Annotated in this window: 18 protein-coding genes; 5 read left to right on the top strand and 13 right to left on the bottom strand. The window is 66.4% G+C overall.

The window, feature by feature from the left end; translation table 11 throughout:
• Nucleotides 1-144: 144 nt before the first annotated feature.
• A complete protein-coding gene (locus GO606_RS07620; RefSeq protein ID WP_169117681.1) occupies nt 145-1,599 on the bottom strand; it encodes a TolC family outer membrane protein in 1,455 nt (484 codons plus the stop codon).
• A 235-nt stretch (nt 1,600-1,834) separates the two neighbouring features.
• On the opposite strand from GO606_RS07620, the gene GO606_RS07615 reads away from it, so the two are divergent.
• Nucleotides 1,835-2,521 carry a transglutaminase-like cysteine peptidase gene (locus GO606_RS07615; protein WP_246979439.1) on the top strand — a complete coding sequence of 229 codons (687 nt, stop codon included), beginning with the start codon at nt 1,835-1,837 and terminating at the stop codon, nt 2,519-2,521.
• A 43-nt stretch (nt 2,522-2,564) separates the two neighbouring features.
• Nucleotides 2,565-4,517, top strand: a complete 1,953-nt coding sequence (locus GO606_RS07610; protein ID WP_169117682.1) for a bifunctional diguanylate cyclase/phosphodiesterase — start codon at nt 2,565-2,567, stop codon at nt 4,515-4,517.
• On the opposite strand, the gene GO606_RS07605 is transcribed toward GO606_RS07610, so the two are convergent.
• The 6 genes from GO606_RS07605 to GO606_RS07580 form a co-directional block, all read right to left on the bottom strand.
• Complete coding sequence (locus tag GO606_RS07605; RefSeq protein ID WP_169117683.1) at nt 4,518-5,741, bottom strand: glycosyltransferase; 1,224 nt, start codon at nt 5,739-5,741, stop codon at nt 4,518-4,520. It lies immediately after the preceding gene.
• Between the two features lie 73 nt (nt 5,742-5,814).
• A complete protein-coding gene (locus GO606_RS07600) occupies nt 5,815-8,616 on the bottom strand; it encodes a retention module-containing protein (protein WP_169117684.1) in 2,802 nt (933 codons plus the stop codon).
• Between the two features lie 210 nt (nt 8,617-8,826).
• Complete coding sequence (locus GO606_RS07595; RefSeq protein ID WP_169117685.1) at nt 8,827-9,171, bottom strand: hypothetical protein; 345 nt, start codon at nt 9,169-9,171, stop codon at nt 8,827-8,829.
• A gap of 3 nt (nt 9,172-9,174) precedes the next feature.
• Nucleotides 9,175-9,798: a helix-turn-helix transcriptional regulator gene (locus tag GO606_RS07590; RefSeq protein ID WP_169117686.1), complete on the bottom strand. Its 624-nt coding sequence runs from the start codon at nt 9,796-9,798 to the stop codon at nt 9,175-9,177.
• Nucleotides 9,795-11,213: an HlyD family type I secretion periplasmic adaptor subunit gene (locus GO606_RS07585; RefSeq protein WP_169117687.1), complete on the bottom strand. Its 1,419-nt coding sequence runs from the start codon at nt 11,211-11,213 to the stop codon at nt 9,795-9,797. Before GO606_RS07585 ends, GO606_RS07590 begins: the two co-directional genes overlap by 4 nt.
• On the bottom strand, nt 11,213-13,441 hold the full coding sequence (locus GO606_RS07580; RefSeq protein ID WP_425532195.1) for a type I secretion system permease/ATPase: 2,229 nt from the start codon (nt 13,439-13,441) through the stop codon (nt 11,213-11,215). Before GO606_RS07580 ends, GO606_RS07585 begins: the two co-directional genes overlap by 1 nt.
• Before the next feature lie 1,002 nt (nt 13,442-14,443).
• Here GO606_RS07580 and GO606_RS07570 point away from each other — a divergent pair.
• The 3 genes from GO606_RS07570 to GO606_RS07560 are packed head-to-tail and all read left to right on the top strand — an operon-like array spanning nt 14,444 to nt 17,012.
• Nucleotides 14,444-15,211: a metal ABC transporter ATP-binding protein gene (locus GO606_RS07570; RefSeq protein WP_169119817.1), complete on the top strand. Its 768-nt coding sequence runs from the start codon at nt 14,444-14,446 to the stop codon at nt 15,209-15,211.
• On the top strand, nt 15,208-16,077 hold the full coding sequence (locus tag GO606_RS07565; protein ID WP_169119818.1) for a metal ABC transporter permease: 870 nt from the start codon (nt 15,208-15,210) through the stop codon (nt 16,075-16,077). The genes GO606_RS07570 and GO606_RS07565 overlap by 4 nt, the downstream gene beginning before the upstream one ends.
• A 23-nt stretch (nt 16,078-16,100) precedes the next feature.
• Nucleotides 16,101-17,012 carry a metal ABC transporter substrate-binding protein gene (locus GO606_RS07560; RefSeq protein ID WP_169119819.1) on the top strand — a complete coding sequence of 304 codons (912 nt, stop codon included), beginning with the start codon at nt 16,101-16,103 and terminating at the stop codon, nt 17,010-17,012.
• 26 nt (nt 17,013-17,038) lie between these two features.
• Here the strand turns inward: GO606_RS07560 and egtB are convergent, their stop codons facing one another.
• The 6 genes from egtB to ilvD form a co-directional block, all read right to left on the bottom strand.
• Nucleotides 17,039-18,340 carry an ergothioneine biosynthesis protein EgtB gene (gene egtB / locus GO606_RS07555; protein WP_211166771.1) on the bottom strand — a complete coding sequence of 434 codons (1,302 nt, stop codon included), beginning with the start codon at nt 18,338-18,340 and terminating at the stop codon, nt 17,039-17,041.
• A 45-nt stretch (nt 18,341-18,385) separates the two neighbouring features.
• Nucleotides 18,386-19,192, bottom strand: coding sequence for a sulfite exporter TauE/SafE family protein (locus GO606_RS07550; RefSeq protein WP_169119820.1), 807 nt, complete (start codon nt 19,190-19,192; stop codon nt 18,386-18,388).
• A gap of 315 nt (nt 19,193-19,507) precedes the next feature.
• On the bottom strand, nt 19,508-19,810 hold the full coding sequence (locus GO606_RS07545) for a cell division protein ZapA (RefSeq protein ID WP_169119821.1): 303 nt from the start codon (nt 19,808-19,810) through the stop codon (nt 19,508-19,510).
• Between the two features lies 1 nt (nt 19,811).
• On the bottom strand, nt 19,812-20,006 hold the full coding sequence (locus tag GO606_RS07540) for a hypothetical protein (protein WP_169119822.1): 195 nt from the start codon (nt 20,004-20,006) through the stop codon (nt 19,812-19,814).
• Between the two features lie 68 nt (nt 20,007-20,074).
• Nucleotides 20,075-21,481, bottom strand: a complete 1,407-nt coding sequence (locus GO606_RS07535) for an EAL and HDOD domain-containing protein (RefSeq protein ID WP_169119823.1) — start codon at nt 21,479-21,481, stop codon at nt 20,075-20,077.
• Between the two features lie 51 nt (nt 21,482-21,532).
• Nucleotides 21,533-23,383 carry a dihydroxy-acid dehydratase gene (gene ilvD / locus GO606_RS07530; RefSeq protein WP_169119824.1) on the bottom strand — a complete coding sequence of 617 codons (1,851 nt, stop codon included), beginning with the start codon at nt 23,381-23,383 and terminating at the stop codon, nt 21,533-21,535.
• Nucleotides 23,384-23,530 lie beyond the last annotated feature (147 nt).

Raw genomic sequence — 23,530 nt, 5'->3', positions numbered from 1 at the left:
ATTACATCCTGCCAGAACCGCACTTGGATGGTGAGCGCCGAAAGTGGCCCGTCGCGGGGTTGACCCTTCTTCACCCGAGGCACTGGCTGCCGTGGCAGCAGGGACGCCGGCCGCAGCCGCGTCCCGCGCGTGGTCGAAAACCGATCAGTTGCCCGGTCGTTTCGTGCCGCCCACGGCCCTGATCGCCTCGGACAGCAACGCTTCCTTGTCGATCTCGACGATTGCGGGCGCTTCCGGCGGACAGACCGTCTGCGGATCGATGCCGCTGCGGTCCTGGCCTATTTCTTCGGGCGTCGGCAGATCCTCGCGCGCGACACCGAGCGATCCCATCAACTGCCCCATCCCGGTGAGCGTGCGGGCCTGCGCGATGATCCGGTTGTATTGGGCGTTCACGTAGGCGCGCCGGGCCTCGAAGTATTCGTTCTCGGTGTCGAGCAGGTCCAGCAGCGTGCGCTGCCCGATGTCGAACTGCCGGCGATAGGCTTCGCGCGCCTTCTCGATCGAAAGCTGGTGCTGGTCGAGATACACGAGCTGTTCAGTCAGCCGTCGCACGTCGTTGTACGCGATCGACAGCGTCTGGCGCAGGTCGCGGCACGCTTTCTCGCGCAGGTCCTTGGCCAGGTCGAGCGTTTCGGCCGCCTGGCGCAGCCGCGCCTGGTCGGCGCCACCGCGGGACAGGTTGTAGCTCAGCACGGCTTCGATTGCGCCATCATGCGAACGTCCATCGAGGCCCTCGAGGTTATGATCGACCCCTTGGCGAGCCCGCACATCGACCCGCGGCCGGAACGCCGCCTGGCGCGATTCGATCTGGGCCTGCCCGGCCCGAACGTTTTCGACCGCGGCGTTCAGCGACGGGCTGGTCACGAAAGCGGTCCGCAGCGCGTCCTTTGCGGTTGGCGGAATCGCACCGACCACCATGCCGGGGGCAAACCGCTGCGCATCGGCAGGCGGCGCTTCACCGACGATGCGCAGGTAGCGGGCGCTGACGTCATGAAGATTGGAGACTTCGGTGAGGAGGTTCGACTCGGCCAGCGCAAGGCGCCCCGCGGCCTGCTCGAGATCCACCCTTCGGCCGACGCCGGCGCCGGCGCGTTCGGCGATCTGATCGTGGATCTGCTTGTGCTGGACGTAGTTCTCCTGCGCGAGGCGCGTCAGATCGCGGTAGCGCAGCACGTCGCTGTAGGCACGCAGCGCTTCGAGCGCCGCGGTCTCGGAGACGTCGCGCAACTCGTAATAGCGCGTGAGCTTCGCGTAACCGAGCCGCGACACCTCGCTGCGCGTCAGGAAACCGTCATAGACCATCTGATTCAGCGAGAGGCTCACGCGGCGATGATTGAAGTCGTCCGACGACTGGCCCGGGCGTTTCAACGTTTCGCGCCCCGCGCCGGCAATCAGGTCGACCTGGGGAAAGTAGCCGCCGCGCGCGGCGCCCTGCTCTTCCGCGGCAGCACGGAATGCATGCCACCCTGCCTGCACTTCGGGATTGGCGACCACGGCCTTGCGCGCCGCATCGCGCAAGGCGCTCGGGACTTCTGCCGCCGCGAACCGGGGCAGCGCAGCCAGGACGGCAACACAGATCACGGTTCTCAAGTTTTTCATGTCATCTCCGTAACGGTGCGTGAGTCTCTGCACAAATCCTGCGAATGCAGGGCACAGGTGACTCAATCCAATTGGTTAAATGATATGCGGTTGAATTTGACCGCTCCGCCAACTACGCAACACTTCCCGTCAAATAAGGGCGCGGCGCGGCACCTGCAGCCCTCGACCGATACCCGATAATGGCGACGACCGAACCGCCTGCCGTCCGATGCCGACACACCTCCTTCCGCACGGAATGTTTTTCCGGCCAGGCCGGCTGGGCAACGCAGCGCTCGTCCGCCTGGCCGGCCTGTGCGTGCTCATCGGCGTCGGGCTCGCGACCGCCAGCGGCGATGCGGATCTCATGGAGCGCCTGGCCGGCGAACGTTTCGGCACGACAGGCACGGCATCGGTGCGCGCGTGGCACCAGATGATCGCCGACGCGCTGCCGCTGGACGACCTGGAAAAGCTGCAGCGCACGAATACGTTTTTCAACCGTCGCATCAGCTTCGATGACGACGCCTCGGTCTGGAAGGAGGCGGACTACTGGGCAACCCCGCTCGAGACGCTCGGCCGCGGGGCCGGTGACTGCGAGGACTTCTCGATCGCGAAATACATGAGCCTGCGGCTGCTCGGCATTCCGGCCGACAAGCTGCGCCTGATCTATGTCCGGGCACAGATCGGCGGCGCGCAGAGCGCTCTTTCACAGGCCCACATGGTCGTCGGCTTCTACCCCTCGCCCGAGGCCGAGCCGCTCGTCCTCGACAACCTGATCGGCGAGGTGCGGCCGGCGGCGCGGCGGCCCGACCTGTTGCCGATATTCAGCTTCAACAGTGCGGGGCTGTGGATCGGCGGCGCGACCGCCTCATCCGCGGATCCGACCACCCGCCTGTCGCGCTGGCGCAGCGTGCTCGTGCGCATGCAGCAGGAGGGCCTGCAATGACAGCCCACCGTCCGAGTCCGACCCGTCCCGGAGATTTTCACTCATGTCCCTGATCAAGCAACTGTGGATCGCGATCGCGATCGTGATGTCCCTGTCGCTCGGCGGCAGCCTGGTCGTCAGCACGCTCTCGGCGCGGCATTATCTCGAGCAGCAGCTGCAGGTGAAGAATCTCGACAACGCCACATCGCTGGCGCTGTCGCTGTCGCAACTGCCGAAAGATCCGGTGACCGTCGAATTGCAGGTCGCCGCCCAGTTCGACGCCGGCCACTACCGCCTGATCCGCCTCACCGGCCCGTCCGGCGACGTCGTTGTCGAACGCGAGTACGCCGACCCCCATAACGGCACGCCTGACTGGTTCACGCGGCTGATTCCGATCGAGGCGCGGCCTGGCATCGCCCAAGTGCAGGACGGCTGGCACCAGTTCGGCACGCTCACGCTCGAGAGCCACAAGCGTTATGCGTACGAAGCGCTGTGGGTCGGCACGAAGCAACTGCTGCTGTGGTTCGGCCTCGGCGGCGCGCTGACCGGCCTTATCGGCACGCTGCTCATCAAGCACATCACGCGGCCGCTCGGGCGGGTCGTCGAGCAGGCGGAGGCGATCGGCGAGCGGCGCTTCGTCACGACGCCCGAGCCGGGCACGATGGAGTTTCGCCGCCTGGTGCGTGCGATGAACACGCTGAGCGAGCGGGTGCGCACGATGCTCGCCGACGAATCACGGCGGCTCGAGCAGTTGCGCCGTCAGACGCAGCATGACGACATCACGGGACTCCTCAACCGCGGCCAGTTCATGAACCGCCTCGACTCCGTGCTCGCACGCGACGACGCGCGTTCCGCCGGCACCTTGCTGATCGCGCGCCTCGGCGACCTTGCGGCGCTGAACCAGCGTCTCGGACGCGATACGACAAACCGCCTGCTGCGCGAGATCGCCGGTCAGTATGCCGCCTTCGCCGCGCCCCACGCCGACTGGGAAACGGGCCGCATCGGCGGCAGCGATTTCGCGCTGCTCGCGCCCGGCTGCCCGGATCCCGCAGCGATCGCCGGCGAGCTTGCGCAGCGCCTGGACACGGCGCTCAACGTCACTGCGGAAGGGCGCGGCATCCGCCTGCCGCTGGCTGCCGGCGCATTTGCGGCAGGGGAGTCGCGTTCGTCGTTGTTGGCCCGTGTGGACGGCGCCCTGGCCGTGGCTGAACGCGCAGGGGAACGCGCCATGGAAATCGCCAAGGAGAGCATCACCGCGATGCCTTTTCCCGATCTTCAGGCATGGCGCACCGCACTCACCGAGGCGCTCGACCGCAACGACATTCGCCTCGCACGGTTCCCGGTGTTCGGCGCTGACGGCACGCTGCTTCACGACGAAGCGCCGATGCGCCTGATGCTCGACGGCACCTGGCGGGCGGCGGGCTATTTCATGCCGTGGGCCGCGCGCCTCGGCCTGGCGGCCCGCTTCGATGCCGCCGTCGCGCGCGCCGCCGTGCGCGAAATCGCCACCAGCGCAACACCGCTGGGAATCAACATTTCCGCCGAATCGCTCGCCGACGCGAGCTTCCGCAGCGAACTGTTCAGCCTGCTGCAGGGCAATCCGGCAGCCGCACAACGACTTTGGATCGAGGTGCCGGAATACGGCGCGCTGCGCCACCAGCCTGAGTTCCGCGCGTTCTGCCTCGCGCTGCGACCGTTCGGCTGCAAACTCGGCATCGAACATGCCGGTCCGCGCTTCGCCCGCTTGAACGACCTGCACGAGCTCGGCCTCGACTACATCAAGATCGACGCGGCGATCATTCGCGGCATCGACGGCGACGCCAGCAGCCAGGGCTTTCTGCGCAGCCTGTGCACGATCGCCCATTCGATCGGCCTGCTGACCATTGCCGAAGGGGTCGGCACCGAAGCGGAGAAACGCGCCCTGCCGGCCTTCGGCGTCGACGGTATGACCGGGCCAGCGATCAAGGCGCCGCAGCGCCTCCAGCCCAGCCACGCTCCCGATGCCGCGTGGCCGTAATCAGCCGTTCAACTTGCGCCGGCCGATCGCCATGTCGAAGATGCGCAGATAACTGGCAGCCACGTTGCGGATGTCGAATCGTTCGCGTGCATCATGCAGCGCGTTTTCGCCGAGATGACGGAAATCCGCCGGCGTGTCGATCACCTCCGTCGCATACTGCACCCACGTCTGTATGTCGTCGTACTTGCACAGCAGGCCGTTGTAGCGATGCCTGATGACTTCGGGAACGAAACAGCGATCGCTGCCGATGACCACCTTCGCGCGGAACAGCAGCTCGAAGAGCCCCCAGTTTGCGGAGCCGAACTGCAACGGGTACAGGAAGAGATCCATCGCTTCCACATAGCCGGCGAACTCGTCGTACGACGCGAAATCCACATGCTGGAAAGCCGAATCCTCGCCGAGCGTGATTCCTTCGCGCTCCAGCACGTACTTCATGAACGATTCGGGCCGGTTTTCCTTTTCGAAGCGGCTTTGCAGGAACGCATCTTCGTAACTGTAGAGCACTTTCGGCGCCCCGCAGAAGACGAAGCGGACGTTCTGCCTTTTTTTCAGGATTTCCTTCGCGATCAGGATGAACTGCTCGAACCCCTTCGCCGATGACAGGTCGCGCGCAGCGAAGCCGACGTGGAAAACGCCGTCCTTCCGGGCGAAGGTGGCCGGCCGGCGGGTGATGTCGAAGCCCTCCATCTGCGCGATCACCTTGTCGTGCAGGCACGCGGGAAACATTCCTTTTGCATAGACGCTCGGCACGATCACGAGTTCGCTCTTCAGCACCTGGTGATAGCTGGTCATTTCGAACACTTTGTCGCGATAGGAGGCGTAGTCGGGCTGCGGGTACTTCGCGTCGTAGCCGTGGTGCGTGAACGACGGGAATTCGATATAGGTGATGATCGGAATATCGAATTCGCCGAACAATTGCAGCGGAAAGCCGCCGGACCCGTGTGCAACGATGACATCGATGCCGGTACGCGCAAGCAGTTCGGAGATCGACTTCTTGATCAGGAACGAGCGCTGGATGCGGGCTTCGAGATTCTTCGTATAGAAATAGGTATTAGCGTTCTCGGCCGGCACCTGGAACGGCACGAGGTTCGCAATCCTGTCCTTGTTCGCCTGATAAACCGAGGTCGAGCACAGAAACCACGAGTGCGCGAGGCTCTCGGCATTCAGGTGCTCGTGCAAGGTCTGAAACTGCCCCAGTCCTTCGTGTATGAAAAGTATGCGCATCGCGAGCTTTCTTGATCCATTCGAGAAAATGGCGGACCCGCGGGCCCGCCACCGGCGTCACGTCATTGACGCGTCATTCGCCGGAAGGCACGTCGTTCCTCAACATCCGGCTGATCGCGTCCTGATCGAAGGATTCGAACGCGTCGCCGCCGGGGGCGCCCGAACCACTCGCCTGCTCCGCGCCTTCGATCAGCGGATCGTCGTCACTGATCACATCGATCGCCGCGAGCGGCTGACCCGCCGAATGACCGATCTCCGCCGTTACCGTCTCGGTGACGGTCTCGGTGAAGTGGCCGACGGTCACGGTCTCGGTGAAGTGACCGACGGTCACGGTATCGGTGAATTCGCTCACGGTGATGGTGTCGGTGAATTCGGTCAGCGTGATTGTCTCGGTCGGGCCGGCGATCGTTTCGGTCGCCGTGACCACGGTTTCGGTGACGAAACTTACGGTCTCGGTGCCGGAAGTCACGGTTGGGGTCGTGGCCGTGCCGAACTCTTCGACCGTCTGAGTGCCGACGGTTACGGTGTCGGTCACGGCTTCGGTCGCCGTCACGTCCACCGTCTGCGTGCCCGTCGTCACGGTTTCGGTCACCACTTCGGTCGCCGTCACCTCGACCGTCTGAGTGCCCGTGGTCACCGTCTCGGTCGCCGCTTCGGTTGCCGTCACCTCCACCGTCTGCGTGCCTGTCGTCACTGTCTCGGTCTCGGCTTCGGTCGCCGTCAGCTCGACCGTCTGCGTGCCCGTCGTGACTGTCTCGGTCTCGGCTTCGGTCGCCGTCAGCTCGACCGTCTGCGTGCCCGTCGTCACCGTCTCGGTCGTGGTTTCGGTCGCCGTCACCTCGATCGTCTGCGTGCCTGGCGTCACCGTCTCGGTCACGGCTTGCGTTGCCGTCACCTCGACCGTCTGCGTCCCCGCCGTCACCGTCTCGGTCGCCGCTTCGGTTGCCGTCAGCTCGACCGTCTGCGTGCCCGTCGTCACCGTCTCCGTCGCCGCTTCGGTCGCCGTCACCGCGACCGTCTGGGTCCCCGTCGTCACCGTCTCGCTGACAGTTCCGGTAGCGGTGAGGGTGACCGTTTCGGTCTCCGTTGCGATGACCGTTTCAGTCACCTGCACGTCCGTTGCAATCCCGACAATGGGACCGAGTCTGAACGCCCCGCTTACGCCGGTAATGGTCAAGGCGGTGTAATCGCCAGGAATGAGCACTTCCCCGCCTGCCGTCGAAATCGTGCCGCTACTGCCGTCCGAGGCCGACCAGTCGAAGTTTGCAGAACCGCCCGGAACAAAGATTTCGAGCGTTACGTCATTGACGGACACGGGCAGGCCTTCGGCTTGGAAACGAATGAAGAGCGTCTCGTCCGGATTGATGTTCAGGTTATCGATCGCGATATAGCCATTGTTCGCGTTCACCAGATGTCCAGCCGTGGTCGAAAATATGACCGTCAGCGGCGCATCAGTGACGGAATATTCTCCATTCGGGCCAGCCGCAGTGATTGCCAGATCGGACGTATCGAACGAAGTGGTCGTCGTGATCGTTTCGGTGACGTAGGTGTTCGTGACCGTGTCGGTCCCGACAGTCACCGTCTCGGTTGCCGCTTCGGTCGCCGTCACGTCCACCGTCTGCGTGCCCGTCGTCACGGTTTCGGTCACGGCTTCGGTTGCCGTCAGCTCGACCGTCTGAGTGCCCGTCGTCACCGTTTCGGTCACGGCTTCGGTTGCCGTCAGCTCGATCGTCCGCGTGCCCGTCGTGACCGTCTCGGTCGCGGCTTCGGTTGCCGTCAGCTCGATCGTCTGCGTGCCCGTCGTCACCGTTTCGGTCGCCGCTTCGGTTGCCGTCAGCTCGATCGTCTGCGTGCCCGTCGTGACCGTTTCGGTCGCGGCTTCGGTTGCCGTCAGCTCGATCGTCTGCGTGCCGGTCGTGACCGTCTCGGTCGCGGCTTCGGTCGCCGTCAGCTCGATCGTCTGAGTGCCGGTCGTGACCGTCTCGGTCGCGGCTTCGGTTGCCGTCAGCTCGATCGTCTGCGTGCCGGTCGTGACCGTTTCGGTCGCAGCTTCAGTCGCCGTCAGCTCGATCGTCTGCGTGCCGGTTGTCACCGTCTCGGTCACGGCTTGGGTTGCCGTCACGGTCACCGTCGCCGTGCCGGTCGTCACCGTTTCGGTCAATGCCGTTCCGGTCACCGTTTGCGTGCCGGACGTCACGGTTTCCGTGATGCCGGTGACCGTGATCGTCTGACCGCCGCCGACAGTGGCCGTCACGATTCCGCGCTCCGTCGCAGTGACGACGCTCGTTGCCGTGTCGGTCACCACTCCTTCCACGGTGTCGGTGATGACGCCCGTCACCGTGCTGGTAACGGTCAGCGTTTCGGTCAGCGTCGGCGTGACCGTCGCCGTCTCGTCGACGACAAGTGCGTTGCCCGTCGGCACCGGCAGCAACTCGTCCTCGGCGAAGAGGCTGAAGTCGAACTGGACCGGGTTCACCTCTTCGATAATTCGCAGCAGGCGCACGAAGTTGTTGCCTTCGCCGCCGCCGCCCCCGGCGAGGCCGGCCGCGGGGGCCTCGAGTACGTCATCGAGCTTTGCGCCTTCATTGATCGCATCGATGATCAGGTTGACGGTGTCGCCGGCGATCCGGGCATCCTGGGCGTCCGGGCGGGATGCTTCGGTGATGTCGGCGGCGAGCTTGACGGACTGATTTTCGGCCATGGTGAACAGGTCGCCATCGGGGAGGATGATTGCGACTCGGGCGCCCCCGGCGGTAACGACCGTTTCACCTTCCGTCAGCACGTCCCCCTGCCTGAGAGATCGAACCCTGCCTTCGGCATCACGTGCATATGCGTTACCGGTGACTGTAATGACGGTTGCGATGGGGCCGGCCATGATTGCTGCTCCTGAATGATCGAGAGGCGTCGCCGGCACCGGCCGGCGGCACAACGTCTGCTGTCGACGGATACCGTACGCCACCCCTCGCGCCGAACCTATTGCACCGGAGGACAAGTGGCGTGAGAAATTTCACGGCCCGCCGCAATTACGCAGGCATCGTTCCGATGACGACGTCAATCGCCGGGAAACCGCCTGCGAAAAAACCTGTTACAGCACGTCACCGGTGTCGTCGAACGACCCGAGCCGATGCATCGCCTCGCGGGTGCCGCGCCGCTCCATCAGCTTCGCCTGCGCAGCGGGCGGCAGGTCGGTGAAGCGGATCACGGCGCGGTCGATCAGCAGGTCGATCAGGTCTTCGAGCACGCGCACCAGCCCGAGGTCGGAAGGGCTCAGCGGGTTGGCGGATTCGGTGATCAGGCAGCAGAAGGCGACGACCTCGGGTTCGTCACTGTTGGCGACCTCCCAGCCGCCTGCTTCGAGGTTGTCGCAGGCGACCGGTTCGCGGCTGACGGCAATCACTTCTCCCCTGGCATTGCGCTTGATGAAAATCATCGTTCAGTCCGCGATCACCGCGCTGCTGTGCGCCGACAGCCGGAGGACCAGCTGGAGCCGGTCGCGCACGCCGAGCTTGTCGAAGATTGCGCCCAGGTGCGCCTTCACCGTCCGTTCGGTGATACCGAGCTTCGAAGCGATCTCCTTGTTGCTCAACCCCGCCGCCGTCTCGCGCGCGACTTCACTTTCGCGGGCCGAGAGATTGGCCGGCAGCGGAGCCCTGCCGGGGGCGGCGAGCGCCCGTGCGGCGGCATCGACGAGCCGCGCCATCAATTCCGCGCCGACCCACAGGCCACCATGCCGAGCGACGAGCTCGACCTCGCGCAGCAAGCCGGGCACCGCCAGCGCGTGGCAATAGCCGCGCGCGCCATGCTCGAGCGCGACGATCGCCTCGTCGGCTTCCGGCACCATCGTGACGACGACGAGCGGCGACTGTGGCAGGGTGCAGTGGAACCGGGCGACCAGCGCCGGCCAGTCGGCATGGGCAGTGGCGACCCAGATGACGTCCAAAGGGCGCGCCGTCGAGAGGACGTCGCCCGCATCGGCACGCATGCCGTCCGGAAACGCTTCGAGCCAGCGTTCCGACGGAGCCACCGCTGCAGAGCAGGCGAAGAGGTTTCGGTTCATCGTTCGGACAGTGCGTTGGCCTTGGCCCGCAGGACGGGCTTCAGCAGGTAGGAGAGGATGGTTTTCTTGCCGGTGAGGATGTCGATTTCTGCGACCATGCCGGGAATGATCGGAAGATTTTCGCCCAGGCTGGATTTTTGCGTGCGCACCCTGACGGTATAAAACGCGTTGCCTTTGTCATCAATGACGGTGTCCGCGCCGATGTGCTCCACTGTCGCATCGAGCCCGCCGTAAATGGCGAAGTCATAGGCGGTGAATTTGACGAGCGCCGCCTGCCCCGGGCGCAGGAAAGCGATGTCCTTCGGCTTGACCTGCGCTTCGAGGATCAGCGCGTCGTCGAGCGGGACAATCTCGACGACCTCCCGCCCCGGCTGGACGACGCCGCCGACGGTATTGACGAGCAGGCGCTTGACGGTGCCGCGCACCGGCGAGCGCACTTCGGCATGCTTGACGCGGTCGGCGAGCGCCCGGCTGCCTTCCGACAGGCTGCCGAGCCTGGCCATCGTGTCGGACAACTCGCTGCGCATCTCGTTACGCACGCTCAGCTCGACTTCCTGGATCTTGCGCGTCGCCTCGGCAATCGCCGACTGGATGCGCGAGATCTGCGCGGTCGACTGGTCGCGATCGCCGCGCAGGCGTGACACGTCGCGTTCGAGGCGCAGGATATCGACCTCCGAGACCGCGCCGGACTTGACCAGCGGCCGGGTGACGCCGAGTTCCTGCATCGCCAACTGGAAACCGCGGCTCGCCTGTTCGTGGCGCGCGCGCACTTCATTGAGCTCCTGCTGGCGCTGGGTCAGCTGCTGGCGGGCGATCGACAGCTGCGCCTCCATGCCGGCGACGCTGGATGCGTGCAGCAGGCGTTCGTGGGCGGCGATTTCCGGGACCTCGCGCAGCACTTCGTCGGGCAGCGTGAAGGGGGTGCCGTTCGTCAGCGCCTCGAGGCGCGCGGCCTTCGCCTGCAGCGCGAAGAACTGCGAGCGGTTTTCGGCCAGCGACGAGACGAAGCGGGTCGGATCGATACGCAGCAGCAACTCGCCCGCGTTGACGACCTGCCCCTCGCGCACCGGCATCTGCTCGACGACGCCGCCGTCCACGGTCTGGATGATCTGCACCTGCGACGACGGGACCACTTTCGCTTCGCCGCGGGTGACTTCGTCGACCTGCGCAAAACCCGCCCACAGCAACAGCAGCACGATCACGCCGGCGACGACGCGCAGCAGCATGCGGGCGCGCAGCGGCTCCTGCTGCAGGCGTGCCCAGTCGGCGTCGCACGCCCAGTCGAGGCCGTCGTCGGCCGGGGGCGGCGGAATCAGGCGGGCGAAAAACCGCCCGAACAACGGGCGCGCCGGCTGCGCGACGCGCTCCGACACGTCGCCGACGCGCTCGAACGCTGCCCGGCCGTAATCACCCATCACAGCGCCCTCCCGACCCGGCCCTGGCGCAGCGCTTCGACGACCTGTTCCTTCGGGCCGTCGGCCACGATCCGGCCGCCGTCGACCACGACGATGCGGCTGACGAGGTCCAGCAGCGAAGTACGGTGAGTGACGACGATCATCGTCTTGCCGCATGCAAACGCCCGCAGCCGGCCCTTGAGCTCCTCCTCGCTCGAGCGGTCCATCGACGCGGTCGGCTCGTCGAGCAGCAGGATCGGCGGATCGTTGATGAGGGCGCGCGCGATCGCGACCCCCTGCCGCTGACCGCCGGACAACGACGCGCCGCGCTCGCCGACCTGCATGTCGAAGCCTTGCGGATGGATGTTGACGAACTCGGTGATGCCGGCAGTCGTCGCCGCGCGCAGCACTGCGGCATCATTGGCGAACGGCGTCGCCATCGTGATGTTCTGCCGCAGCGACCCGTAGAACAGCGTGACGTCCTGGGGGACATAGCCGATATGGCGGCGCAGTTCGGCCGGATCGAGCTGGCGCTGGTCGATGCCGTCGATCAGCACGGCCCCAGCCGTCGGGCGGAACAGCCCGAGAATGAGCTTCTCGAGCGTCGTCTTGCCCGAGCCGATGCGGCCGAGGATCGCGACGTGCTCACCGGCGCGGATCTGCAGCGACACATTGCGCAGCGCTTCGGTTTCCTGGCCCGGGTAATGGAAGCTGACGTTGCGGAACTCGATGTCGCCGCGGAACGACTGGCGGCTGATGAACGACGACGCCTCGGGGCGCTCGATTTCCTTCTTCATCAGCGTGTCGAGCGACGCGAGCGCGGTGGCTGCGGCATGATACTGAACCAGCAGTCCGGCAACCTGGCCGATCGGCGACATCGCGCGCGACGAAAGCATGAAACACGCGATCAGCCCGCCGACGCTGAGCCGGCTGTCGCCGATCAGGTACACGCCGAGAATGATGACCACCACGCTGACGGTGTGCTGCACCCACGCGGCACCGTTCGTCGCGGTCGCCGACAGCAGCCGCAACTGCGAGCCGACGCGCGCGAGCAGCGCGACGCTCTTCTCCCATTTGCGTTGAATTGGCGCCTCCGCGCCGAGCGCCTTGACCGTCTCCATGCCGACCAGCGCCTCGACAAGCGTCGCGTTGCGCTGCGCACCGGCACGATAAGTGGTCTCCGCCAGTTCATGCATCCGCCCCTGCACCGCCATCGCGTACACAAGCAGCAGCGCGACGCCGAACAGGAAAGGCAGCACCAGCGGCCACGCAATCCAGCCGATCACGAGCAGGAACAGCAGCGCGAACGGCACATCGATGAAAACGACGACCGTGGCCGAGCTGATGAAGTCGCGTACCGACTCGAACGCGCGCAGGTTCGCGGCGAACGATCCGGCCGACTCCGGACGCTGCTCCATGCGCAGGCCGAGGACCCGCTCCATGATCGCCGCCGAAAGCTTCACGTCGGCGCGGCTGCCGGCGAGATCGACGAAGTAGCCGCGCATCGTGCGCAGGACCACGTCACCGACGAGGACGATCAACATCCCCGCGCCCAGCACCCACAGCGTTTCGACGGCCTGGTTCGGGACGACTCGGTCATAGACATTCATGACGAACAGCGGCATCGCGACGGCGAACAGGTTGATCATCAGCGCCGCCAGCAGCACGTCCCGGTACAGCGCGCGATTCTCGGCGATCACGCCCCAGAACCAGTGCTGGCGACGGGCCGGCCGCACTTCCGGCGCGCGCGCATCGAAGCGATGCGCGGGGCGCACGTAGATCGCATCACCGGCGTAGCGCGCCTCGAGGTCCGCCATCGGGAGCTCGACATCCGAGTCGCCCAGCTCCGGGAACACCACGCGGGCGACGTTGCGCTGCGCATCGCGGCCGAGCAACATGCACGCGGACCGGTCGTGAAGCAGCAGGACGACGGGAAACAGCGCATCGTTCAGGCCGTCCAGCGGACATCGGACAACGCTGCTGTGCAATCCTGCACGTTTTGCCGCGCGGGCGAACAACGACGGCGGCAGACGGGCACCGTCGAGCGGTAAACCGGCAACGGCGGCGTCGCGCGTCAGGTTGCCGCCGTAGGTGCGCGCAAGCAGCAGCAGGCACTCGAGAAGAGGGTCGCCGGGTGCCAGTGCCGCTGCATCGACGCGTGACGGTTCGGCGCGAGCCGGCTCCTGCTCTCCGGCGGTTCCCACCTCCGCGAGAACGCAGTCACCAGAACGCTCGTCCGCTTCTGCCACGCACTCTCCGCCGGGAATACTGGAAACAGGACCGGCAACACGGGCCTTCACCGCCGCTCGTTGCCTCGAACAAATTGTTGCATAACTCGCAGCAGAGGCTCGTGACAAGATTCTCACTTCAGCGCCGGGGCCGCGCCGCTTCACCGCGGCTCCCATGGCAGCCGTCCGGACAATGCAAATCGTATCGTTGAAAATGCCGGTCACGCCAAGAAAAGCAGACAGCATCAGCATGTCGCGCAGCCCTCACCCCTGAAATGCTACAATGTTGCATTAGTGACACTCCGCTCCCCGCACCAGCACGATGCCGCCCCGACCCTCCCTTCCGAGAAAGCACCGCCGCACTGATCGCCGCATGCGGGGGGCGCATTACGCGGACGCGCCTCGCGGTACTCGGGATCCTGCGCGACAGCGCCCATTCGCTGAGCCATGACGACATCGCGGCGCGGCTGCTCGCGCTCGACGTGCACCACGACCGCGTGACGCTCTACCCGCGCGCTCGACTGGCTCGTCGAGCAGGGGCTCGCCCATCGCGTCAGCGGACCGGACCGCGCGGGGCGCTTCAACAGCGGCGGCGACAACGCCGGCGCGCATGCGCATTTCCATTGCGACCGCTGCGGCCACGTCGTGTGCCTGGAATCGATACGCCCGGACGAAAGCCTGGCGCTGCCTGCGGGATATCGCCCCGAGCGGGCCGAACTCGTCTTCCACGGCACGTGCCCGGACTGCGGCCGGCGGCGGGCCGAGGGTACATGAGCGCCGGTGGACACGGCACTCGCGACGAACCTGCCACCCTCCCCGACGATGAATCCGTCCACCTCCGGCCGCCGCAACCGCGCCGCACCACGACGCCTCGCAGGGGCACGGCCGGCACGCTCCGCTCGCGCCCCCTCACCCTCACCCCTCGTTCGGCTCGTCGGTTCTCGTCCAGGGCGTCGGCACCCGGCTCGCCCTCGCCGCCGCCGGCGCGGCGCTGCTGTGGATCACGATCGGCTGGGCACTTTCATGAAACGCGACATCGACGTCCCGGCGCTGCGCCTGGAAAACCTCACGCTCGGCTACGACCGCCACCCGGCCGTGCACCACCTCAGCTGCGACATTGCGAGCGGCGCACTGGTCGCGATCGTCGGCCCGAACGGCGCCGGCAAATCGACGCTGCTCAAGGCGCTGACCGGCGAACTCTCGCCGCTGCAGGGGACTTTCCGGCTCAAGGCCGGCCGCGAAGGCGTCGCCTACCTGCCGCAGCAGAACGAGATGGACCGCAGCTTTCCGGTATGCGTTTTCGACATGGTCGCGATGGGATTGTGGCGCGACATCGGCGCGTTCGGCGGACTGCGCCGCGACCAGGCCGAACGCGTGCACGGGGCGCTCGCCGCGGTCGGCCTGTCCGGCTTCGAGTCGCGCCAGATCGGCGCGCTGTCGGGCGGACAGCTGCAGCGTGCGCGCTTCGCCCGGATGATGCTCCAGGATGCGCCGCTGCTGCTGCTCGACGAGCCGTTCAACGCCATCGACACCCGCACCATCGAGGATCTGGTCGCGATCGTCCTCGGCTGGCATGCCGAAGGCCGGACGATTCTCGCGGTACTGCACGATCTGGAGCTCGTGCGCCGGCACTTTCCCGAATGCCTGCTGCTTGCGCGCGAACCGGTCGGCTTCGGCCCCACCGCCGAAGTCCTCACCAGCGAGCGCCTCGCCATCGCGCGCCGTCTCGCGAGCGATTTCGACGACGCGGCGCGCGTCTGCCAGCGGCAACCCGAGCGGGGGGCCGCATGATCGCAGACGCCCTGTTCGCGCCATTTTTCGACTTCGAATTCATGCGCCGCGGCCTGGCCGGCTGCCTCGCGCTCGCACTGGGCGCGACGCCGGTCGGGGTGTTCCTGCTGTTGCGCCGCATGAGCCTGATGGGCGACGCGATGGCGCACGCGATCCTGCCGGGCGCGGCACTGGGTTACCTTGCGTTCGGCCTGTCGCTCGGCGCGATGACCGTCGGTGGCATCATCGCCGGCCTGGTTGTCGCGCTCGCCGCGGGGCTCGTCGCGCGCTCGTCGATCCTCAAGGAGGACGCCAGCCTCGCCGCGTTCTATCTGCTGTCGATCGCAACCGGCGTGATGATCGTGTCGCTGCGCGGGCGCAACCTCGACCTGCTGCACGTGCTGTTCGGCTCGGTGCTGGCCCTCGACGACAACTCGCTGCTGCTGATCAGCGCGATCTCGACGCTGACGCTGTTCGCGCTGGCGCTGCTCTACCGCCCGCTGGTGATCGAATGCTTCGATGCCGCGTTCCTGCGCAGCGTCAGCGGCACGAGCCCGGTCGCCCACTATGGCTTCCTGGTCCTCGTCGTGTTGAATCTCGTCAGCGGCTTTCACGCGCTCGGGACGCTGATGGCAGTGGGCATCATGATTCTCCCTGCCGCCGCAGCGCGGCTGTGGGTCAGGCGCCTGCCTTCGATGCTGGGGCTGGCGATCGTGATCGCGCTGGCAAGCGGCATCGGCGGTCTGCTCGCGTCGTTTCACGCCGACGTCCCGGCCGGGCCGGCGATCATCCTGGCCGCCGGCGCCGTCTATCTGCTGTCGCTCGCGCTGGCGCCCGGCGGCATGCTCGGCGCGCGGCTCGACCGCCGCCCGCATCTCGAATCCTGAACCGCCCGGTCGTCACGCAATCGATGAATCCTCTGAAAATCGCCCTCCTCGCCGCGCTCGCGCTCGCTCTTGCCCTCGCCGCCCCGGCGCTGCGCGCCGCGCCGCTCGAAGTGGTCGCGAGCTTCAGCATCCTCGGCGACTTCGTCAGCCGCGTCGGCGGAGAACGTGTTGCCGTGACGACCCTCGTGGGCGCCGGCGCCGACGCCCACAACTACCAGCCCCGCCCCTCGGACGCCCGGCGCCTCGGCAACGCGCGGCTGATCGTCGCCAACGGCCTCGGCTTCGACGAATGGGTCCAGCGCCTGGCTCAATCCGCGGGTTACCGGGGCACGATCCTGATCGCCAGCGCCGGGATCCGGCCGCTCGCGGAAGAAGATGGACACGGACATGCCCACAAAGGCGCCGTGGACCCGCATGCGTGGCAGGACGTCTCGAACGCGATCCGTTACGTCGCCAACATCGCTGAGGCGCTGATCCAGGCCGATCCCGCCGGTGCGGCCGTCTACCGGCAGAATGCCGCCCGCTACACGGCGGAACTGGAAGCCCTCGACGCGACGATCCGCCGCACGCTTGAAACGGTGCCGGCGGCACGGCGCAAGGTCGTCAGCTCGCACGACGCCTTCGGCTACTTCAGCCACGCCTACGACGTCCGTTTCCTCGCCGCGGCCGGGATCAGCACCCAGTCCGAGCCTTCGGCGAGCGGCATCGCGCAGCTGATCCGCCAGTTGCGGCGCGAGCAAGCCCCTGCCGTGTTCGTCGAGAGCATCAGTGATCCGCGGCTGGCCGAACGCATCAGCCACGAGAGCGGCGCGCGGCTCGGCGGGACGCTGTACTCGGACGCGCTATCGAGCGTCGACGGTCCGGCACCGACCTACCTCGACATGATGCGTCACAACCTGAAGACGCTGATGGAGGGATTGACGCCGGCACCGTGAGCCCCAAGGAGGCCGGCGGCGAAGTTTCAGTCACCGTCCTCGGCGAGACGAAAGCCCTGGAACTGCCAGCGCTCGTGCGGATAGAAGAAATTCCGATAGGTCGGGCGTACATGGTCGGCAGGGGTCGCGCATGAGCCGCCGCGCAGCACCATCTGGCTGCACATGAACTTGCCGTTGTACTCGCCCAGCGCGCCGGCTGCGGCATGGAAGCCCGGATACGGCAGATACGCCGAGGCGGTGTGTTCCCACACGTCGCCATAGAGCTGGCGCAGGCCTTCACCGGCATCCGCGACGACAGGATGGAGATAGCCCGCATCGCGGAAATTTCCGCCCACCCCCTGACCCGCGGCAGCCACTTCCCATTCGGCCTCGCTTGGCAGACGCCGCCCCGACCACGTCGCGAAGGCGTCCGCTTCGTAGTAGCTGACGTGGCAGACCGGTTCGTCCGGATGCACGCGGCGCATCCCGCCCAGCGTGAACTGCCACCATTCGCCGTCGATGCGCTCCCAGTACAGCGGGCTGCTCCATGCCGACTGCTTCACCTGCGCCCAGCCGTCCGACAGCCACAGCGCCGGATTGGCATAACCGCCCGATTCCATGAACGCAAGGAACTCGCCGTTGGTCACCGGCCGGGACGCCAGCCGGAAAGGGTCAAGCCACACGCGGTGGCGCGGGCGCTCGTTGTCGTACGCGAATCCTTCCCCGGCATCACCGACCTCGCACAGGCCGCCGCCAAAACTTATCCACTCGAGCGCGCTGCGCGAACGCCCCGGCGCCACCGGCAGCTCTGCGCGATAGGCAGGACGCAGCGGATTGACGCTGAAATTGCGCTTGATGTCGGTCAGCAGCAGCTCCTGATGCTGCTGTTCGTGGTTCAGTCCGATTTCGAGGCGCTCGAGGATTTCCGGCCACGGCCGGTCGCGGCGGTCGTCGAGCAGTTCGAGCATGTGGCGATCGACGTGAGCGCGATAGCGGTAGATTTCCTCGACGGTCGGCCGGGAAAGGGATCCGCGTGCCGCGCGCGGATGAAAAGCGCCGATCTGCTCGTAATAGGAATTGAACAGGACCCGGTACGCAGGATCGAACTCGACATAGCCCGGCGAGTATTCGCGCAGGATGAAAGTCTCGAAGAACCAGCTCACGTGAGCCAGGTGCCACTTGGCCGGGCTCGCCTCGTCGGCAGTCTGGATAACGAAATCCTCGGTGCACAACGGCGCGACCAGCGCTTCGCTGTCCGCCCGGATGTCGCGATAGGCCCCGATGCATGCCTCGCGCAATGCCTCCGGATCTGCGTCGGCCATCTCGCCGACCGCCCGCAATCGCCTCATGACTCGACCTCCCCCTTGCCGCCCCGCAAACCGGCCGGGCTCAACTCAAAAGAAAATCGCGTGCAACATCTTCGCGCACAGCAGGATCAGCACGCCCGCGAACACCTTCTTCAGCGTTGCGACCGGCAACTGGTGGGCGAGTTTCGCGCCGAGGGGCGCGGTGAACATGCTCACGCCGCTGACCAGCAGCAACGCCGGCAGGTAGATGAAGCCCAGGCTGTATGGGGGCATCCCCGCGCCATCCCAGCCATTGACCAGGTAACCGGCGGTGCCCGCGAGGGCGATTGGCAATCCGATCGCAGCCGACGTGCCGATCGCGTTATGGACCTTGACGTTGCACCAGGTCATGAACGGCACGGACAACGACCCGCCACCGATCGCGACGAGGGCGGATACGCCCCCGATCCCTGCACCGACCGCGCTCATGCCGAGCAATCCCGGCAATTCGCGCGAGGGCTTCGGCTTGACGTTCGCGAGCATCTGCAGCGCCACGTAAGCCATGAAGCCGGCAAAGAAGATCGCCAGCGGCTCGGAAGCGACCCTTGACGCGATGAAGGTCGCGGCGAAGGTGCCGAGCAGGATTCCCGGGGTGATGCTGCGCACGACATCCCAGCGCACGGCGCCATGGCGATGGTGGGCGCGCAGACTCGACAGCGAAGTCATCACGATCGCCGCCATCGACGTACCGAGTGCGAGATGCACGACGCTGCCTGCGGCGAAACCCTGCGCGATGAAGAGGCTCGTCAGCACCGGCACCATGATCCCGCCGCCGCCGACGCCCAGCAGGCCGGCAAAGAAACCGACGAACGCACCGAGCGCAAGGTAGCTCAACCACCACACATCGAAAACCATGCTTCCAGTCCCATCAGCCGGCAATTAATGAAAAACGCCCGCAAAAAACAAGAGAGGCACGGACCGCAATCCGTGCCTCTCAATTTGGCCCCCCACCTGTTTCGTCTCCGCCGGCATCCTGAACCTGGGGTTCAGGGAGGTCGCTTCCCTTCCGCATCAGGCTCACCCGGCGAGGGGCGTGCACACCTGCGGCATCCATGGTCCGCGACCAAGTCTCTCGACATTGGTCCAAGGAATCTACGACTTCAACGAACAGGCGGGGGATTGATCTTTCAACTCACGCCAAGCCTTTGTCCAACTCGCGCCAAGCCTTTGTCAAAAAAGCTTTTCCCGCTGCGCGAGCACCCCGTCGAGGCGTGCATTTACGAAACTGATTCTACGCTTCACGGCCTGCATGTCAAACCCGCCGGTGCGCTGAAACTGCAAAAATTCGTGGGCGATGTTCAGTGCCGTCATCATCGCAAGCTTCTCCCCCGACGCGCGCGTCTTGCCCGCCAGACTGTTGAGTTTTTCGTCCAGATAGGAAACCGCCGCGAGCAGATCTTCCTTGTCTTCCGGGCGACAGGTCACGGAGTAAGCCTTGCCGAGCAAGGTGATGTCGAGTGTGTCCGAGGGCATGTCAGGATTCCGGCAATTGTTCAAGCAAGGATTCGAGTTTGCCCGTCGCGAAGCGCACCTTTTCGGCCAGCGCCCGGTTATCGGCCTCCAGTCCGGCGAGCCGGGTCCGCAGTTCGCGTATTTCGACCCTGCCCGATTCGTACAGGCCGATCAGCTGTTCGAGCTGGTTCTCGAGCTTGTTGAGTTCTGCGTCCATGCGGCGGATGGTAGAGGGCGGTCGCCAGGCGGTCAAGAAGGGCTGCCGGCACGGCAACCGAAGCGCAATCAGGCCTCGGCGGCCTGAACCCAGTCGAGCGCCTCGAACTGGAGCCGGATGAGCTCGCCCGGCTCGACGCCCAGCACGTCGGCGAAGGACTTCATCCGCTGCGCGTCGCCCTGTTCGAGCGCCAGCGCCAGTTCGAGGTACGGCGCCATGGGCCCGCGCCGGTTCAGGATCGCGTCCTGCATCGCCGCCGAGAGCTTGAGCGGGCGAATCGCGTCCTCGATGGGCACTTTCAGCGCCACGTCCAGCAGCGAAAAAAGGCCCAGCACGAACAGCTGCGCAGCCGGGTCCCGCTCACCGCGAAGCGCCCCGAGCAGTTCGAGGAAACGGGCCCGCGTCAGTGCCACCTCGAGCACCACGCCCGCCCCGGGCACGCTGCGCGCGCTCCCGAGCAGCATCATCGAGACCCAGCGCTGCAGCGGCTCCCGGCCGAGCAGCAGCACCGCCTGCTCGACCGAGGTGATGTGGTGGTTGAGCCCCCACCCGGCGGCATTCACATAGCGCAGCAGGCGATAAGCGAGCGCGAGGTCATGCTTGAGGATCTGCGCGATCTCCTGTGTCTCGACGCCGCGGTGCAAGCGGTCGAGCAGCGAGGCGAGGCGCGCCCCGTGCGGCGAAAGGCTGTTGCCTTTCCAGTCGTCGCGACGCGTCACGAATCCGCCGGCAAAGGCCGAGCATCCGGCGCTGCGCGCGAGTTCGAAGTCGTCGTGGGTACCGACGTCCCACGCCCAGACTGCCACGCCTGGCTGCCGCCGTGCGATCGCGCGGGCGAACAGCGAGACCTCCTCGGGCACGCAGAACCCCATGCGGAACACGACCGCATCGGCGACCGGCAGCAGGCTCTCGAGCCACGGCCCGGGATCGTTGTGGTCGAGCGCGATGCGCATCCCCAGCCCCCGCAGCCGGCGTGCATGGGCGATTGTTTCGCCGCCGGCCGCACGGGCCGGGTTCTCGGGCTGGACGAGCAGCGCGACATGCAGCCCGACGAGGCGTTCCAGCACGGGCTGTGCGAGAAATCCGTCCCATACGCGTATGCAAAGGTCGCGATTGCGCAAGGTTGCGCCGTGCCGGTAGTGCGCAAGCTGCTCGACAAGCAGAGCGTTGACGAAATCGCGCGCGCGCCGTCCGGGGGCACGGATGCGGCCCGCGAGATCCTCGCGCAGTTCGAACGCGTAACCGAGGAGGCACTGGTCGCGATCGAGGACCTCGGTGCGACACAGCAAAGGCACGGCCACGTCGTCACGGTCCTCGTCTACAGCAACGTCATCAGCCAGTGCGGCCGGTCGAACGGCGGCCGACGGCGCCGCGGTGGAGTCGGCCGCGGCAACGACGACTGTGGCCGGCGGCGCCGCGACGACGAGCGGCGCCGCCGGCCTGCCGCCGAACAGCCGCATCAGCCAGCCGAACAACTCACCCGCCGCAACATGGACGCGCCTTCACCGGATTCCGTCCGCCTCGTGTCAGCGCTGGACTTGCGTCACATCCCGCACGCCGCCGGTGTCTGCGCTGGTCGTCAGTGCCGCATAGGCCTGCAGCGCCGCCGAGACGACACGTTGGCGCCCTTCCGGCTTCCACGCCTTGTGGCCCTTCGCGTTCATCGCGGCACGGCGGGTGGCCAGCACTTCATCGGGTATGGCGAGGTGGATGCGCCGGTTCGGGATGTCGATCTCGATCGAGTCGCCCTCCTCGACCAGGCCGATCGCGCCGCCGCACGCCGCTTCCGGGGAGACGTGGCCGATCGACAGGCCCGAAGTGCCGCCGGAAAAACGGCCGTCGGTCAGCAGCGCGCATTCCTTGCCGAGCCCCTTCGATTTCAGATAGCTCGTCGGGTACAGCATCTCCTGCATGCCGGGACCGCCCTTGGGCCCTTCGTAGCGGATCACGACGACGTCGCCGGCTTTGATCCGGTCGTCGAGAATGCCTTCGACGGCCGCTTCCTGGCTCTCGAACACGCGCGCGCGTCCGGTGAAAGTCCAGATCGATTCATCGACTCCGGCGGTCTTGACGATGCAGCCTTTCTCGGCAATGTTGCCGTACAGCACCGCGAGACCGCCCTCCTGCGTGAACGCGTTCGCCCGGTCACGAATCACGCCGTGCGAGCGATCCATGTCGAGTTCGTTCCAGCGCCGGTTCTGCGAGAACGCGACCTGCGTCGGCACGCCGCCGGGAGCGGCCTTGTAGAATTCGAACACCGCGTTGTCGTGGGCCTGCATGACGTCCCAGCGCGACAGCGCTTCGGCCATCGTCTTGCTGTGCACAGTCGGCAGTTCAGCATGCAGCAGGCCGGCGCGGTTCAGTTCGCCGAGGATCGCCATGATGCCGCCTGCGCGGTGCACGTCCTCGATATGCACGTCGGCTACCGCCGGCGCGACCTTGCACAGGCACGGCACCTTGCGCGAGATGCGGTCGATGTCGGCCATCGTGAAATCCACCCCGGCTTCACGTGCGGCGGCGAGCAGGTGCAGCACCGTGTTCGTCGAGCCGCCCATCGCGACGTCGAGCGTGATCGCGTTCTCGAACGCCTGGAAGGTCGCGATCGAACGCGGCAGCACCGACGCGTCATCCTTTTCGTAGTAGCGCCGCGCCATGTCGACGATCGTGCGGCCAGCGCGCAGGAACAGCTGCTCGCGGTCGGCATGCGTCGCGAGCACCGTGCCGTTGCCCGGCAGCGACAGCCCCAGCGCTTCGGTGAGGCAGTTCATCGAGTTCGCGGTGAACATGCCGGAACACGAGCCGCAGGTGGGGCACGCGGAGCGCTCGATCGCATCGACCTCGGCGTCCGAGCAGCTGCTGTCGGCCGCCTTGACCATCGCATCGACGAGATCGAGCGAGATCACCTTGGCTTCCCACTTGACCTTGCCCGCTTCCATCGGCCCGCCGGACACGAAGATCGCCGGGATGTTCAGCCGCAGCGCGGCCATCAGCATGCCGGGGGTGATCTTGTCGCAGTTCGAGATGCACACCAGCGCGTCCGCGGTGTGCGCGTTGACCATGTATTCGACGCTGTCGGCGATCAGCTCGCGCGACGGCAGCGAATAGAGCATCCCGGCGTGGCCCATCGCGATGCCGTCGTCGACGGCGATGGTGTTGAATTCTTTCGCCACGCCGCCCGCCGCCTCGATCTCGCGCGCAACCAGCTGGCCGAGGTCCTTCAGGTGCACGTGGCCGGGCACGAACTGCGTGAAGCTGTTGGCGATCGCGATGATCGGTTTTTCGAAATCGCCGTCCTTCATGCCGGTGGCGCGCCACAGCGCGCGGGCGCCCGCCATGTTGCGGCCAGCGGTGGAAGTACGGGAACGGTACTGGGGCATGATGTCCTCGGCTCGGAAATCGGGCGCTCGGCTCTCGTCGGCCTGCGCCACTTCGGGTTCAGACTTGGAATTCTAACCGAAGCGAAACGCCCGTCGGCTATCATTCCCCTCCCGCCGCGGGCACGCCCGCGGCACCGAATGGGAATG

The organism is Aromatoleum anaerobium (genome assembly GCF_012910705.2).
Lineage (GTDB): Bacteria > Pseudomonadota > Gammaproteobacteria > Burkholderiales > Rhodocyclaceae > Aromatoleum > Aromatoleum anaerobium.
This window is presented reverse-complemented; position numbering and strand designations above follow the sequence as displayed.

Coding starts and splice junctions, on each gene's coding strand:
- GO606_RS07565 (WP_169119818.1), top strand. CDS start 15,208: ATGATCGCAGACGCCCTGTTCGCGCCATTTTTCGACTTCGAATTCATG.
- GO606_RS07570 (WP_169119817.1), top strand. CDS start 14,444: ATGAAACGCGACATCGACGTCCCGGCGCTGCGCCTGGAAAACCTCACG.
- GO606_RS07595 (WP_169117685.1), bottom strand. CDS start 9,171: ATGATTTTCATCAAGCGCAATGCCAGGGGAGAAGTGATTGCCGTCAGC.
- GO606_RS07560 (WP_169119819.1), top strand. CDS start 16,101: ATGAATCCTCTGAAAATCGCCCTCCTCGCCGCGCTCGCGCTCGCTCTT.
- GO606_RS07605 (WP_169117683.1), bottom strand. CDS start 5,741: ATGCGCATACTTTTCATACACGAAGGACTGGGGCAGTTTCAGACCTTG.
- egtB (WP_211166771.1), bottom strand. CDS start 18,340: ATGAGGCGATTGCGGGCGGTCGGCGAGATGGCCGACGCAGATCCGGAG.
- GO606_RS07600 (WP_169117684.1), bottom strand. CDS start 8,616: ATGGCCGGCCCCATCGCAACCGTCATTACAGTCACCGGTAACGCATAT.
- GO606_RS07545 (WP_169119821.1), bottom strand. CDS start 19,810: ATGCCCTCGGACACACTCGACATCACCTTGCTCGGCAAGGCTTACTCC.
- GO606_RS07615 (WP_246979439.1), top strand. CDS start 1,835: ATGTTTTTCCGGCCAGGCCGGCTGGGCAACGCAGCGCTCGTCCGCCTG.
- GO606_RS07610 (WP_169117682.1), top strand. CDS start 2,565: ATGTCCCTGATCAAGCAACTGTGGATCGCGATCGCGATCGTGATGTCC.
- GO606_RS07585 (WP_169117687.1), bottom strand. CDS start 11,213: ATGGGTGATTACGGCCGGGCAGCGTTCGAGCGCGTCGGCGACGTGTCG.
- ilvD (WP_169119824.1), bottom strand. CDS start 23,383: ATGCCCCAGTACCGTTCCCGTACTTCCACCGCTGGCCGCAACATGGCG.
- GO606_RS07550 (WP_169119820.1), bottom strand. CDS start 19,192: ATGGTTTTCGATGTGTGGTGGTTGAGCTACCTTGCGCTCGGTGCGTTC.
- GO606_RS07620 (WP_169117681.1), bottom strand. CDS start 1,599: ATGAAAAACTTGAGAACCGTGATCTGTGTTGCCGTCCTGGCTGCGCTG.
- GO606_RS07540 (WP_169119822.1), bottom strand. CDS start 20,006: ATGGACGCAGAACTCAACAAGCTCGAGAACCAGCTCGAACAGCTGATC.
- GO606_RS07590 (WP_169117686.1), bottom strand. CDS start 9,798: ATGAACCGAAACCTCTTCGCCTGCTCTGCAGCGGTGGCTCCGTCGGAA.